16 protein-coding genes are annotated in these 13,660 nt (G+C 35.9%); 10 read left to right on the top strand and 6 right to left on the bottom strand.

The window, feature by feature from the left end; all coding sequences use genetic code 11:
* Window positions 1–26: 26 nt before the first annotated feature.
* From MR054_RS16465 to MR054_RS16430, 8 genes are all read left to right on the top strand, one after another.
* Entirely contained in the window at window positions 27–914 is an 888-nt protein-coding gene (locus tag MR054_RS16465) for a DnaJ C-terminal domain-containing protein (protein ID WP_242158910.1), read from the top strand.
* On the top strand, window positions 914–1,210 hold the full coding sequence (locus MR054_RS16460) for a chaperone modulator CbpM (RefSeq protein ID WP_242158909.1): 297 nt from the start codon (window positions 914–916) through the stop codon (window positions 1,208–1,210). Before MR054_RS16465 ends, MR054_RS16460 begins: the two co-directional genes overlap by 1 nt.
* Window positions 1,211–1,219: 9 nt before the next feature.
* Window positions 1,220–2,116 (top strand): mechanosensitive ion channel family protein, encoded by an 897-nt coding sequence (locus MR054_RS16455; RefSeq protein WP_242158908.1) that lies wholly within the window; start codon window positions 1,220–1,222, stop codon window positions 2,114–2,116.
* A gap of 116 nt (window positions 2,117–2,232) precedes the next feature.
* Complete coding sequence (locus tag MR054_RS16450) at window positions 2,233–2,889, top strand: DUF6799 domain-containing protein (RefSeq protein ID WP_242158907.1); 657 nt, start codon at window positions 2,233–2,235, stop codon at window positions 2,887–2,889.
* 66 nt (window positions 2,890–2,955) lie between these two features.
* Window positions 2,956–3,852 (top strand): hypothetical protein, encoded by an 897-nt coding sequence (locus MR054_RS16445; protein WP_242158906.1) that lies wholly within the window; start codon window positions 2,956–2,958, stop codon window positions 3,850–3,852.
* 43 nt (window positions 3,853–3,895) lie between these two features.
* Window positions 3,896–4,492 carry a CDP-alcohol phosphatidyltransferase family protein gene (locus MR054_RS16440; RefSeq protein WP_242084610.1) on the top strand — a complete coding sequence of 199 codons (597 nt, stop codon included), beginning with the start codon at window positions 3,896–3,898 and terminating at the stop codon, window positions 4,490–4,492.
* A gap of 6 nt (window positions 4,493–4,498) precedes the next feature.
* Window positions 4,499–5,716 carry a metallophosphoesterase gene (locus MR054_RS16435; RefSeq protein WP_242158905.1) on the top strand — a complete coding sequence of 406 codons (1,218 nt, stop codon included), beginning with the start codon at window positions 4,499–4,501 and terminating at the stop codon, window positions 5,714–5,716.
* A gap of 62 nt (window positions 5,717–5,778) precedes the next feature.
* Window positions 5,779–6,237, top strand: a complete 459-nt coding sequence (locus MR054_RS16430) for a pyridoxamine 5'-phosphate oxidase family protein (RefSeq protein ID WP_242084607.1) — start codon at window positions 5,779–5,781, stop codon at window positions 6,235–6,237.
* 88 nt (window positions 6,238–6,325) lie between these two features.
* Here MR054_RS16430 and MR054_RS16425 read toward each other — a convergent pair whose 3' ends face one another.
* Genes MR054_RS16425 through MR054_RS16415 form a run of 3 tightly spaced genes read right to left on the bottom strand, consistent with a single transcriptional unit; the run spans window position 6,326 to window position 8,867 of the window.
* Entirely contained in the window at window positions 6,326–7,300 is a 975-nt protein-coding gene (locus tag MR054_RS16425; RefSeq protein ID WP_242084605.1) for an MlaD family protein, read from the bottom strand.
* A 14-nt stretch (window positions 7,301–7,314) separates the two neighbouring features.
* On the bottom strand, window positions 7,315–8,094 hold the full coding sequence (locus tag MR054_RS16420; RefSeq protein WP_242158904.1) for an ABC transporter ATP-binding protein: 780 nt from the start codon (window positions 8,092–8,094) through the stop codon (window positions 7,315–7,317).
* Window positions 8,095–8,096: 2 nt separating this feature from the next.
* On the bottom strand, window positions 8,097–8,867 hold the full coding sequence (locus MR054_RS16415; protein ID WP_242158902.1) for an MlaE family ABC transporter permease: 771 nt from the start codon (window positions 8,865–8,867) through the stop codon (window positions 8,097–8,099).
* 218 nt (window positions 8,868–9,085) lie between these two features.
* On the opposite strand from MR054_RS16415, the gene MR054_RS16410 reads away from it, so the two are divergent.
* Complete coding sequence (locus MR054_RS16410; protein WP_242084599.1) at window positions 9,086–9,688, top strand: hypothetical protein; 603 nt, start codon at window positions 9,086–9,088, stop codon at window positions 9,686–9,688.
* Between the two features lie 65 nt (window positions 9,689–9,753).
* Here the strand turns inward: MR054_RS16410 and MR054_RS16405 are convergent, their stop codons facing one another.
* Window positions 9,754–11,385: an ABC1 kinase family protein gene (locus tag MR054_RS16405; protein WP_242158899.1), complete on the bottom strand. Its 1,632-nt coding sequence runs from the start codon at window positions 11,383–11,385 to the stop codon at window positions 9,754–9,756.
* A 74-nt stretch (window positions 11,386–11,459) separates the two neighbouring features.
* A complete protein-coding gene (locus tag MR054_RS16400; protein WP_242084595.1) occupies window positions 11,460–11,828 on the bottom strand; it encodes a hypothetical protein in 369 nt (122 codons plus the stop codon).
* Between the two features lie 134 nt (window positions 11,829–11,962).
* On the opposite strand from MR054_RS16400, the gene MR054_RS16395 reads away from it, so the two are divergent.
* A complete protein-coding gene (locus tag MR054_RS16395) occupies window positions 11,963–12,370 on the top strand; it encodes a CBS domain-containing protein (RefSeq protein WP_242084593.1) in 408 nt (135 codons plus the stop codon).
* 135 nt (window positions 12,371–12,505) lie between these two features.
* Here MR054_RS16395 and MR054_RS16390 read toward each other — a convergent pair whose 3' ends face one another.
* On the bottom strand, window positions 12,506–13,636 hold the full coding sequence (locus tag MR054_RS16390) for a LacI family DNA-binding transcriptional regulator (protein WP_242158897.1): 1,131 nt from the start codon (window positions 13,634–13,636) through the stop codon (window positions 12,506–12,508).
* Window positions 13,637–13,660 lie beyond the last annotated feature (24 nt).

The following is a 13,660-nucleotide window of genomic DNA, read 5'->3' as shown; positions in this document are numbered from 1 at the left end:
AACTTTCTGTTTTATTATAGAGGCAAATGGCATTCATTGATTATTATAAGATACTGGGTCTAACGAAATCGGCTTCCGAAAGTGACATCAAAAAAGCCTATCGTAAACTGGCCAGAAAATATCATCCGGATTTAAATCCTAATGATGCTATTGCCGAAAAGAAATTTAAAGATATAAACGAAGCTAATGAAGTTTTAAGTAACCCCGAAAACCGAAAAAAATACGATCAATACGGCGAACACTGGATGCATGCCAAGGACATTGAAAAAGAACAACAGAGGGCACGGTATCAACAAAGTTACCAAGGGGATCGCGGTAGTTATTCGCAAACAGAATTTTCAGATTTTTTTGAACATATGTTTGGTGGTGCTTCTTCAAGGGCCGGTGGCCGGCAGGTTAAATTTAGGGGACAAGATTTTAACGCTAAATTACAACTGCATTTAAAAGAGGTCTATACGACCCACAAGCGCACCCTGACCGTAAATAACAACACCATTAGGATTACTATTCCTGCTGGTGTTGAAAACGGGCAAATTATTAAAATAAAGGGGCATGGCGGTAAAGGGATCAATGGAGGACCAAATGGAGATTTATTCATCGAATTTTCAATCATAAACGATACCAAATTCAAAAGAGATAAGGAGAATCTTTACAGAACCGTTGATTTGGATTTATACACTGCGCTACTTGGAGGAGAGTTTATGGTCGAAACCTTTAACGGTAAAGTAAAACTGAACATAAAACCGGAAACTCAAAACGGCACCAAAGTTAAATTAAAAGGGAAAGGTTTTCCAAAATATAAAAAAGAAGGACAATTTGGGGATTTGGTGATCACCTATCAAATTAAATTGCCAACCCATCTATCGAGTCGGGAAAAGGATTTAATTAAACAGCTACAAACATTGCGTTCATAATGGAAAGAACAGATTTAATACCGGTACAATTGGTTTGCAGGCACTATAAGATTCCTTTGGCCTTTATGGATACTTTGCAAGAATTTCAACTCATAGAAATAACCGTACTTAAGGATGATCTATTTATTCATAAGAGGGAATTAAATAAAGTTGAAAAAATAGTACGGTTACATTATGATCTGGATATCAATATAGAAGGAATTGATGCTATTCATAATTTATTGGAGCAAGTACATGCTCTAAAACAAGAAATAAGAGCACTGCATAACCGATTGCGATTGTATGAAGATTTTTAACCTAAAGAAATGGAACAAATTAAAAATTGGATTGCAGAAAACCCTACCCTATACAGTATTATAGCCTATGTTTTACTTGTTGTATTTGTCCTCATTCTTATTCAATTACTTCGAAGATTTTTAAGAAGACAAGTTTCGGATTCAACAGCCAGATATAAATCCCAAAAAGGAATTGAAATTATAGGTTATGTGATTTTAATATTACTAACCTTCTCTTATTTTACGGGTAATATAAAAGATTTTACGCTAGCCATTGGTCTATTTACTGCGGGTATTGCCATCACGCTTCAGGAACTCATTCTAAGCATTGCCGGCTCCTTGTATATTTTCATAGTGAAAGTGTACAAGCCAGGCGATAGAATTGAAATTAATGGTATTAAAGGCGATGTTATTGATGTGGACAGCATTTATACAACTATGATGGAAATAGGTCAGTGGGTAAGTAGTGACAATTACAGTGGCCGTTTAGTGAAATTGAGTAACGCGTTTGTTTTTAAAGGACCCATTTATAACTATTCACAAGATTTTCCTTTTATATGGGATGAGCTTAATCTGCCCATTACCTATGATTCGAATGTGGAATTGGCCAAATCAATCGTTATTAAAATCGCTTCAAATATACTTTCAGAATTTACGGCCAGTTCCAAATCCCAATGGAATGAGGTGGTGAATAAATATTATATTGAAGCTGCGATGTTAGACCCTACACTCGCTATTTCCCTGACCGATAATTGGATCCAGTTTAATCTCAGGTATATTGTCAATTATAAAAGAAGGCGATCTACCAAACACCTGCTATTTGATGCGATTCACAAAAAGATAAAAACCACCAATGGTGAAGTGACTTTGGCGTCTACCACTTTGGAATTAATTAAGATTCCCGAAGTGAAAATTAATACGGATTAATGAGTCAATAAATGTAATATAAGTTACATATAAACAGGTGTTTAACTGATCGTTATCATTGTCACCAATTCTGTATAAAGTTATTTTTAATCAATTAATATTAAATACTTTTTACAATGAAAAAAATAATTTTATGGGTAGTGCTGGTCGTGTTTAATACGACTGCATTATTACCGCAGGACAAAGTACAGGAGAGGGATCGGGATAGAATTATGTTGGTGGATGGCGATGTGTTACAAATACGGGATCGCGATCATATTCGGTTAAAAGACAAGATAACCTTAAATGACGGGAGCATTGTAAATCCTGATGGCACGTATTTAACCAGAAATGGTGTTCAACTGCGCTTAAAAGACGGAGAATGTTTGGATAACGATGGTATTATATTTCTTAATGAATATCAATATCGCTACAAAATTCAACGCGAAAATAGAGGGTTGTCAGAGGCTCAAATTCAACAAAGAAATCAAGATAGATATCAGATAATGATGATTGATGGTGCGGTGTATCAAATTAGAAATGAGTTTCAAAATAGAATTCATGATCCGTTCAGATTAAATAATGGAACGGTTGTGAACATGGATGGGTCATATCAGACCAAAGACCGTAAACAATTACAACTTCAGGATGGGGCCTGTTTGAACATGAATGGCGTCATGTTTAAAAACACGCTTCAGCATAGAAAAATGACCATTAATAAGCCTTTAATGAAAAACAGGATTCATAATAAATCATTGATTAAAAAACAATTAAAGAAAAAAGGAGCCGTATAATTTTAATAGAGAAGGGGGTTTTAAATGAGATTAAACCCCTTCTCTAAATTTTATATAATAATTATCATGAGATTAATCAGACCCAGTTTCATACCTATTATACTGTTCCTCTTACTATCGCATATGGCTATTGGACAAGATGGCAATGCTAATGCCATGGCTGTAAAAAATAAAGATGCCTCCTACATATCATTTAGTTTAAATTACACCAATGATGCTGTTTTTATGGGAAGAAAGGATAGCCTAAGTGCACCTTATGTGTTTCCATCAATTACATATTATAATAAAACTGGATTTTATACAACGGGTTCATTCTCCTTTTTAACCAGGCCCAATGAAAGTCGAATAGATTTATTTTTAATAACAGCCGGCTACGATTTTACACTGAAAAGATTTGCAGCAGATTTATCTTTTACGAAATATTTTTTTAACGCGGATAGTTATAATGTAAAGTCGCAAATTGAAGGAGATATTACGGCCAGTATGGTCTATGATTTTAACTATGTGAATATAGAAGCCGGTGCGATAGTGTTTTTTAGCAATGAGAGTCGATCTGATGTTTTCCTAACCTCCGGCATTAGTCATGATTTTTCAACAAAGAACCAAAAACTACAATGGTCACCTACCATTGGTATGTATTTTGGTTCTCAAAATTTTTACGAAGAATATTATATTAATAAAAGTTATGGTGCCGGAGGTCAAAAAGGTGCCGGACATAGAGGTGGAGATATCACACAACCCATGGTTCCATCGCTGGTCATCGAGGAAAGCGAAAAATTTAGTTTAATGGCCATAGCGTTTAGTGCACCCATTTGGTTTGTGCATAAACCATTTCTTGCTGTATTGGCGCCATATTATGTAATTCCAAGAACACCCGCCACGTTAACAACTGATGGGGAGGTTTATAAAGAAGATTTAGACAATACCTTTTATTTTACCGTTGGAATAGCGTATGTGTTATGAACTATTTGAAATGATCCTGTGTCCATTCTAAAAATAAAAATAAATGCTCACTTTTAAGAACTTCAATATTGCGGATTGGTTTTCCTTTTACAGAATTGCGGTTGCCCCCCTTCTGTTAATCTTAATAGGGCTGGATTTCCGGTTGGCGTTTTCATGGGTGTTACTTATCAGTTATATAACAGACGCCATAGATGGCTATTTGGCAAGAAAATTAAAAATAACAAGTCCCAGGGGATCTCAATTGGACTCATTTGGCGATCAGATTACCCTTATCGTTGGACTTATTGGGCTATTTTATTTTGAAACGGATTTTATTACAGCCAATATGACCTTAATCCTCATTGCCTTTATTCCTTATATCATTCAAATGTTGTTCGCTTACCTGAAATATGGCAAGGCAACAGCATTTCACACGTATTTTGCTAAACTCTCTGCCGTAATACAAAGTGTATTTATTTTATGGTCCTTGTTCTTTAGCCCGGAGTACGTATTATTTTACACCATGATTGTTATAGGTGTTTTAGAAACAATTGAGGAAATTACGCTTATTTTTCTTTATAAAGAATGGGCCTCGGACGTTAAGGGCATTTATTGGGCTCTAAAAGATAAACGACGATTAAAGAATTCCACATCCAATTAATTATACATGCGCAGCTATTCGTTATTCTCCATTGTACTCCTTTGCATAGCTATTTTACTGGTGGATATTTTGTCGTTTTATTGGCTTCAAGATATCACCAGATTACTCATTTCTTCGACACTTAAACACATAATTCATATATTATTTTGGTGTTTTACCTTAGGCCTTATCGTTGCTATAATTGTACTAAAGGTGAGATTGGATGATATCAACCCGAGACGAAAACATGTATTGGTTTCGTCATTATACGGACTAACCGTGTCATCATTTATTCCCAAAATTCTATTTGTCATTATTATATCAATTTTATTTTTTGGAAACTTTATTATTTCTGAGAATGAATCGACCGTAATCGTGCCATTGGTGGGGTTATTTTCGGGCTTCCTCCCTTTCTTTGTTATTGTATATGCGATTTTCAAATCTGTGTATCATTTTAAAATCCATTCACACAGCATACATTTTAACCGTCTGCCAAAAGCCTTTCTTGGACTAAAACTCGTCCATATATCCGATTTGCACATAGGAGGTTTTAACTACCGCTACAAGGTGTTGCAAAAAGCCATTAAACTGATAAATAATTTGCAGCCCGATTTTATTTTTTTCACGGGCGACCTTGTAAATAACTACGCCTGGGAATTAACAGGGTGGGAGAAGACCTTTAACATGCTTGTAGCAAAACGAGGAAAATTTGCGGTTTTGGGAAACCATGATTACGGTGATTATTCCGAGTGGGACAGCCTTGAGGAAAAACAAGAGAATCTTCAAAAAATAAAACAGTTTTACAAAAACATTGGTTTTAGGTTACTACTCAATACCTCCGAAATCATCGAAAGCCATGGTGACAAAATGGCTATTGTGGGTGTTGAAAACTGGGGTAGGCCTCCTTTTAAGCAATACGGTAATTTAGAAGAGGCCATGACAGGTGTTGCAGATATACCGTTTAAAATATTACTTTCACACGATCCCAGTCATTGGGGTGACGAAGTCATTGAAAATACCGATATCGCACTCACCCTTTCCGGTCATACCCATGGCATGCAACTCGGTTTCAATTATAAGGAGAAAACGTGGAGTCCCATAAAATACAAGTATAAGCATTGGGCAGGGTTGTATAATCTTGATGAGCAATATCTCCACGTCAATAGAGGACTCGGCTGGATTGGATTTCCCGGTCGATTAGGGATGCGCCCTGAAATAACTTCTATAGTACTGAAAGCAAACTGATTTTTATCATTTTATAAATTCGTGGTATCCGGTAAATTAGTAAACTATTTAACGGTATTACGATGATTCTCAAACTAGGCAAATCCAAATGTATTCGCTTGCTCAAGGATAATTATATAGGTCATATGGCCTATATCTACAATAATCATCCCTATGTATTGCCCATAACCTTTTATTATGATGCTGCTTCCAATGCCATTATCGGTTATTCGAGTGTTGGTCATAAAATAAAGGCATTACGCATGAACCATGCCGTTTCTTTGGAAGTCTCTGAGATTGAATCCGTTAATAATTGGCGATCTGTTGTGGTTTATGGAACGTATGACGAATTTCTTGGCAGTACAGCCAAAATTAGTTTGCATAAATTTTCAGAGGGCGTCAAGGCTATTATTAAGCGAAAAGAAGGTAAGGATTTGAAGTTTTTGAGTGAATTCTCCAGTAAGATTTATAAAGACGGTGTGCCTGTGGTATTTAAAATAGATGTGGATGACCTTACAGGAAGAGAAAGGAAGTTTGTCTAATACGAGACTAAAGTTAAAAAGCACCAAATCATTAAAAGCAAATAAGACTAATGGGATATGGTCGAATCTGATCCAATGACTTATCCCACTAGTCTTTCTTTCCTTGTGCTCTGTTTAATTTTCTAAAGTACCGTCTTGTTAAAAAATTGTGTTTCAGGGCCTCCATATTTTGATTGAATTTATCGGTGCCCTCATTAATGTTTTTAATGGACTGCTCCAGATTTTTCACAAAGTCTTCATCATGAAAAAGGTAATCCACTGCACCTTTACCTTTTTTATAATCAATAATGGTTTCGTTTATCGTATTTACTACGGTTTTAACATCCTCTGTGGTAACTTCAAGGTTGGTAAGCAAATCTCTTATCTTTTGTGCTTCAAGGGAGTCATTTAGCAATACCCCGGCCACACTTTCGTTAAAGTTTATGGTATTAATAATGGCATTGAGTGATTTCATGGACTTGTTGGCTTCAATACTCATAATTCGTAATTGATTCACGGTCTGTTTGAGGTTTGAAGATACAATGGTGTCATTGATTAACATGCCAAAGGTTCCTTTACTATCTGCCATAGCATCTGCTATATTAAGTAGTTTAGCGGTTAATAAGGCCGCATTTTCATTGGTTACGTTCAAGGTGTTGAGCATTTCATTGGTGCCTATTTTTGTATAAGATTGAATGACATCTCCAGAGGATATCATCCTTGAATCTCCCTTCCCGGGAATAATGTTTACGATCATATTTCCAACCAATCCATCGGTACCAATGGTGGCTATAGCATCCTTTTTGATATGTTTCACCATTTTTTCTTCGATAACCATGTCCACATTAATAGTCGAATCGTTTATCATGGTAATTGATTTTACATTTCCTATGTTTATACCCGAATAGCGTACATTGTTGCCTTGCATTAGTCCATTTACATTATTGAAATTAGCACTGATGGAAAATGTTTTGACAAACATATTTTGGCGATTACCAATTAAATAAACGGCAATTACAAAAAGAATTAATCCCATTACGACAAATATGCCTACATTGAGTTTCTGGATATATGTTTTTTTCATGACACCACGTTTTTTTATTTAAAGAAAGCCTTAACCTTTTCGTCCTTTGAATGTTTTAACTGTTCAAAATTTCCTTCCAAGTAGTTAATTCCATCTATCAACAAAATAATGCGTTCTGATACCACACGGGCACAGTCTACATCATGTGTTATTATCAGTGATGAGGTTTTGTATTGATGCTGAACACGTCTCATAAGTTCAATGATCTCTTTAGCGGTAATAGGGTCTAAACCACTTGTGGGTTCGTCGTATAAAATAATTTTGGGCTTTAATATTAAGGTTCTTGCCAGAGCCACACGTCTTTGCATACCTCCTGAGAGCTCCGCTGGCATTAAGTCTATAGCATCGACCAATCCCACACTTTCCAGGACTTCAATAACGAGATCAGTAGTATTAGTCCCTTGTTCAAATTTGCGTTTATGGCGTCGTAACGGAAATTCCAAATTCTCCCTTACCGTCATGGAGTCATACAAGGCGCTGCCCTGAAATAGAAAACCTATGTCGGTACGCAATGCATTTAAATCGAATGGGTTTAGCGTACTAATATCTTTACCCATGACTTTAATACTTCCGGAATCAGGTTCCAATAACCCTACCAGGCATTTTATCATTACAGATTTACCGGATCCTGACCTGCCCATAATTACGACATTTTCACCTTCAAAAAGTTCTAAATTGAATCCATTTAAAACATGATTTTTCCCAAATGATTTTTTTAAATCCTTAATCTCAAGTATGGGACTTTTAATTGGTAAAGAGGTTTTGGAGTCTTTTATGTTGAGTGATTGCGTCATGATTAAATTTCAAAAAATATATCGGTTACAAATACGGCTATAAAGTCAATAATAAATAATAGCATCGATGAAAAAACCACTGCAGAATTAGCCGCTTTACCTACGCCAACCGTGCCTTTATTACAATTATACCCTTTAAAACAGCCAACCAATCCGATTGCAAATCCGAAAAAATAAGTTTTAACCGTAGCTGGAATGATATCCCCGAATTCCAAGGCATTGAATACCTTGTTAAAATATAATTGGAAAGACACATCGCCTTTTAGGTGTTCTACAATATAAGAACCATAGAGGGCAATGGCATCGCCCAGAATGACCAAAATAGGCAGCATCAGCGTAGCGGCCAAAACTCGGGTAACAACCAAGAAATTAAAAGGATTGGTTCCCGAAACCTCCATGGCATCAATTTGTTCTGTCACTCGCATAGAACCTAGTTCCGCACCTATTCCAGAAGCGATGCGTCCGGCGAATGTCAGCGCTATAATAACAGGGCCCACTTCTCTTATAATGGATATGCTTACCATGGAAGGCATCCATGATTCAGCCCCAAACTCCTCTAATGTTGGTCGTGTCTGTAAAGTGATGACCAAACCAATAATAAAAGCCGTAACCCCCACCAAAAGAAATGATCTGTTTCCAATATGAAAGCATTGCTTTAAAAACTCACTAAATTCAAATGGTTTTTTAACAAGTTCTTTAAAAAATCTTCTGGCAAAATAAGCGAGTTCACCGATTTCGACGAAGAATGACTTTATTAGAATTAAATTCATCATAAAATTTGTATTCCTAATTTTTAAAGTTAGGATAACACTACTACATATAAAATGATTAAAATCATGAAGTTATAGTTGAATGTTTAGTTTGGAATAGCAGTTAATCCATGTTTCTTCGGGGTAAGAGGATAACCATTGCAACAAAGGAAAACTGATAGGCATCATTGTATAAAGTCTATATTGTTTGGATATTTAAGCTAATCATAAATCTTATTATCATGAAAAATAAAGCAGATATTCAATTTGTAGATAAATTAATCAGGGCTCTTCGAAAGTCGGCCGTTGAATTAGAGGAATTCCAGGTAAAAGCTGCTTTGGGTAAAGCAGAGGCCAAAGATAAGTTTGAAGAAGTCAAAAAGAAATTTAACCGTTATCTCCATGAAAGTGAAGAAAAAATAAAACCTATTAAAGAAAACATTGAAGAGCTTCATACCAAATTTGATGAGCTTCGGGTGCAATTAGCGTTAGGCAAGGCGGAAACTAAGGATGTTTTTAAAAAGCAAAAAAAACAATTGCTTTTACTATTACATGATATTGAAGTAAAAATTAAAACCAATGAAACTTTAAATAGAATGTACGCCTTAACACTCATTGAAATTGAACAATTTAAAATTCAGTTGGAGATTTTAGAGCAAAAGTTTAAAAAAGATACCAACGTAGCCAAAGAGTCTTTTGAAAAAGGAAAGCAGGACTTTAATTCTTTTATAGATAAATTAAGGGGAAAATATACCGGAAAAAAGGAAGAAACCCGGTTTGAACATTTCCAAAATGAAATATCTGAAGCCTATGGGCATTTTAAAAAAGCATTTTCAAAGTCTTAAACATCATGCTAAAGCGCACCGGATATCCGGTGCGCTTTTGTTGATTTAAAACCAAGAACTTAGGATCAATAATCATAATCCCCTTTTTTAATATTCGTTACCATTCCAAAGCCCAAAGTTACAGCCAGAGCAAAACTAGCCATACCCAATATAGAAATCCCTTTCCAAAGCGGACTTATTTCAAAAATAATAAATAGGGAGGCTCCGATTATTAATGCCACCATAATAAAGGCCGCAATGAGTTGTTTGGTTATTCTTTGAAGGGTGTGTACCATGGGGTCTATGCCCTTGTGGGTTAAATCTACCTTGATTTGGCCCGAATTTATTTTACGTATGGCATTCTTTAAGTCCATTGGAAATTCATCTATGTAATCTGTAAGTTCAACAATGGAATTAACAATTTTCATACCCATAGTAATGGGGTGGTATCGTTTTGAGACACTATTTCTTAGATAGGGTTTTACCATTTCAAATTGCTCTAAATTAGGATCCAATTTATCAAGAACCCCTTCAATGGTTACCAAAGCTCTTGCAAAAAGGAAAAAATAGGTCGGAACTTTTAATCCGTGTGCAATAATAATGTCCTTCAGTTCCATTAATATGGTGCTCATTTCATTTTTATGGACATCTCTCACGTAATATTTTTCTATAAACTCGTTAATGTCAAGTTCCAAATCGCGTCGGTTTAGAATAGCGGCATTGTTCGACAGTTGTTGCAAAACTCTAATTAATTTTTTTACATCCTTGTTGCTAATGGCTATAAATAACTTTCCAAAAATTAAAATATCCCTGGGCAACATACTTCCCATCATACCAAAATCCAAATAACCAATATGATTATTGGGAAGGACCAGTAAATTCCCCGGATGCGGATCGGCATGAAAGAACCCGTATTCAAAAATCTGTTTAAAAAAGCTAATGGCCAGACGCCGGGCCGTAACCTTGATATCTATGTCATGGGATTTCAGTTCCTCAATTTTGTCAATTTTTATGCCTGAAATAAATTCGAGAGCCAAAACTTTTGAGGTAGTAAATTCTTGGTATACTTTGGGTGCCCGTGCAAATTGTTCTAATGAATTATCCTTTGCGAGGTTATTATAAAACCTTTGTACGTTAATGGACTCATGAATAAAATCGAGTTCCTTTAAGATGGAAGCTTCAAAATTTTTAACCAGACCCACGGGATCAAAACTTTTTAAGGATGGTATTCGTCTTTCTATGAGATGGGCAATTCTATACATCACCTTAATGTCCTCAATTATCACCTCATATATGCCGGGTCGCTGTATCTTTAAAGCAATGCGTTTACCGGAATGTAAGGTAACTTTATGCACCTGTGCCACAGAAGCAGATGCAAAAGGAATGGGTTCGAACCAGGCAAATAAGTGTTCCACCTTATTATTTAATTCCGTTTCCACAACAGACTTGGCCATAGTTTCGGACATATGGGGCACATGATCCTGTAATTTTTCTAACTCAAAGGTTAATTCCAGAGGGACCAGATCCGGCCTATTGCTTAAAATTTGTCCAAATTTCACAAAGGTAGGTCCCAATTCTTCACATACCAGCCTCATTTTAGCCCATTTACTATACTTGGCAACGCGTTTCTTTGTGGTATTCGGAATTAGTTTCTGGACAATTCTATAATGACTGTTTTCCTCCAGATATTGAACAAAATCCTCAAAACCATATTTCATTAGGACCTTAAGAATTTGATTATATCTAGAGATGGATTTTAATCTTTTAATAGTATCACTAATGACCCCCATGTCTAAGCTTCCAATTTATTTAATCTGGCCTCCAATAGCGCCACGGTACTGTCTAACTTTTCAATTTGTTGGTTTAAGGCCTTGATTTCATCTATATGCGCTATGTTTATTTTTTTGTAAAATTCGGCAACCAGTTCTTCTATCTTATCATGAAGTTCTTCTTTAAGTTCATGAACTTTTAAAATGACCCGATCCATAAATTCTAGTTCATTACCATTCTCATCCACCAGGGTTTCAGCCATTGATTTGTTAATGTTGTTTTTTCCTTTTTCGGAAAGCTCGTTTATTTTATCTAAAAATTTAGTGTCTCTGGCCAGGACATATATACTAGAACTTAAGGTGAGCAACTCCAATATTGTTTTCGTTTTCATGACTCATTATTTAAAGTAACCAGTATTAAATGTATTAACAAATTCTTTGATGTAATATGATCTAAATCATTTTAGAACGGATACCTATGGGTTAATTTTAAAAGGAGAACGATAACCCATTAATATTTCACGAAATGAAAAGGAATTCTGTAGTACCGGTAATGACCAAAGAAGTCGTTTATGTTACTCCAAATCAAGATCTTTTGGATGTAAAACATATCTATGAAAAGAAAAAATGGCACCATCACATTCCTGTTTTGCAGGATGATAAATTAGTTGGAATGGTGAGTTTAGTGGATTTTATGTATAATATCTCCGGAGCCGGAATGAATGATGATCAAGAGGTTTATAAGAGCTTAAAGGTGAAGGATATCATGACCCCAAAGCCTTTTTATTTAACTACAGAGGCGAGTGTTGAAGATGTCGCAAAAGTGTTGTCTACGCAATACTATCATGCCGTTCCCATTCTGGAAGAGGACAAATTAGTAGGAATCGTCTCAACCGCCGATATTATTAATTTCTACCTCACCCAGGCGGTATAATATAAGCCGTTCTAATCCGAAGGTGTTCGACATGTTTACGAACTTTAATCTAAAAACAAACCCCAAGTCAGAACGTACAGGGATTCTTCGGCTGTCGACATTGCGATAGCGGTATTTTCAGTAAGGTTAACCGATTTACAGATTCCCCATTTCAAATAACAACTCGTTACGCTCGTTGTATTTCACATTCTCTTTTGTTAAAATATCAATGGGAAGGTATATTTTGTCATTTGGGATTTTCTTCTTTAGCAGATAGTCTGCCATGACTTGTATGGATTCGTAACCCTGATCGAAAGGTTTCTGCGATATTAAAAAGGAGACGGATTCATTTTCCAGACATTCAATATTTTTTGGAGTATTGTCAAACCCAATCATTCTATAGTGCTTCAATAGGGCAGGGGCAATACAATCAACTATGATATTGATTCGACTGGATGGAATAAACAGGCCCTTCACCTTAGGATGCTTTTTTAGAAACGTTGTAATGGCCGCTTTGGTTTCCTTTGAGGTGTTAAAGGCGTCAATTTTTAAAATTAAAGGACGGTTTTTAAAATGCTGTTTTGCAAAAAAATCGGTAAACCCTTCAATTCTCTTTGAAACCGTTTGGTTTACTGAAGTATTATGCTTGGAATGAATAATTAAGACATTGGTGTCTTCAGAAAAAATGGAATGCATCAATTTGCCTGCTAAGTACCCGGCGGTATACGAGTCCTGCCCAATAAAGGTCATGTTATGAAACCCCTGGACATCAATATTCAAAAACATATACGGAATGCTTTGCTGCTCAAGTTCACCAACAAACCGTTTGGTTTCTTTCAGAAATAACGGCACAACAAGGACGATGGAAGGTGTTGTTCTAAGTAAGGCTTTAAAATGATTTTCATAGGAACGGGAATCATATTGGTCAAACCGATAAAAACGGACGTCAATGCCAAAGCTTCTATAGTCATGGGCTGCTTTTTGGATCCCCATGTAGGGAGATTTCCAGAATATATCGGTATCACTAAACTTCGGAATTAAAACCGCGATGTGGTATTTGTTTTTGGAGGCCAGTGCACTGGCTACAGGATTAATAGTAAAATTATGTTTTTTAAGGATAGCCTTAATTTTGGTCTCCGTTTGTTTCGAAACCCCTCCGCGATTGTGTAAGACGCGGTCCACAGTGCCCTCGGAAACCTGCGCTTCTCTTGCTATATCCTTGATTGTAACCATTTTAATAGACCATGCTGTAAGAATATGGATTCCAGTTATCCGTAAACCGACCATATTCTTGGCAAAATAATAAAATTA

This window comes from Aestuariivivens sediminis (assembly GCF_022662105.1).
Taxonomy (GTDB): Bacteria; Bacteroidota; Bacteroidia; order Flavobacteriales; family Flavobacteriaceae; genus Aestuariivivens; species Aestuariivivens sediminis.
Note: the sequence above shows the minus strand (reverse complement) of the source record. Positions and strands in the feature narration are given on the sequence as shown.

Coding starts and splice junctions, on each gene's coding strand:
- MR054_RS16465 (WP_242158910.1), top strand. CDS start 27: ATGGCATTCATTGATTATTATAAGATACTGGGTCTAACGAAATCGGCT.
- MR054_RS16415 (WP_242158902.1), bottom strand. CDS start 8,867: ATGATGAATTTAATTCTAATAAAGTCATTCTTCGTCGAAATCGGTGAA.
- MR054_RS16445 (WP_242158906.1), top strand. CDS start 2,956: ATGAGATTAATCAGACCCAGTTTCATACCTATTATACTGTTCCTCTTA.
- MR054_RS16435 (WP_242158905.1), top strand. CDS start 4,499: ATGCGCAGCTATTCGTTATTCTCCATTGTACTCCTTTGCATAGCTATT.
- MR054_RS16400 (WP_242084595.1), bottom strand. CDS start 11,828: ATGAAAACGAAAACAATATTGGAGTTGCTCACCTTAAGTTCTAGTATA.
- MR054_RS16390 (WP_242158897.1), bottom strand. CDS start 13,636: ATGGTCGGTTTACGGATAACTGGAATCCATATTCTTACAGCATGGTCT.
- MR054_RS16410 (WP_242084599.1), top strand. CDS start 9,086: ATGAAAAATAAAGCAGATATTCAATTTGTAGATAAATTAATCAGGGCT.
- MR054_RS16395 (WP_242084593.1), top strand. CDS start 11,963: ATGAAAAGGAATTCTGTAGTACCGGTAATGACCAAAGAAGTCGTTTAT.
- MR054_RS16450 (WP_242158907.1), top strand. CDS start 2,233: ATGAAAAAAATAATTTTATGGGTAGTGCTGGTCGTGTTTAATACGACT.
- MR054_RS16460 (WP_242158909.1), top strand. CDS start 914: ATGGAAAGAACAGATTTAATACCGGTACAATTGGTTTGCAGGCACTAT.
- MR054_RS16420 (WP_242158904.1), bottom strand. CDS start 8,094: ATGACGCAATCACTCAACATAAAAGACTCCAAAACCTCTTTACCAATT.
- MR054_RS16455 (WP_242158908.1), top strand. CDS start 1,220: ATGGAACAAATTAAAAATTGGATTGCAGAAAACCCTACCCTATACAGT.
- MR054_RS16430 (WP_242084607.1), top strand. CDS start 5,779: ATGATTCTCAAACTAGGCAAATCCAAATGTATTCGCTTGCTCAAGGAT.
- MR054_RS16425 (WP_242084605.1), bottom strand. CDS start 7,300: ATGAAAAAAACATATATCCAGAAACTCAATGTAGGCATATTTGTCGTA.
- MR054_RS16440 (WP_242084610.1), top strand. CDS start 3,896: ATGCTCACTTTTAAGAACTTCAATATTGCGGATTGGTTTTCCTTTTAC.
- MR054_RS16405 (WP_242158899.1), bottom strand. CDS start 11,385: ATGAAATATGGTTTTGAGGATTTTGTTCAATATCTGGAGGAAAACAGT.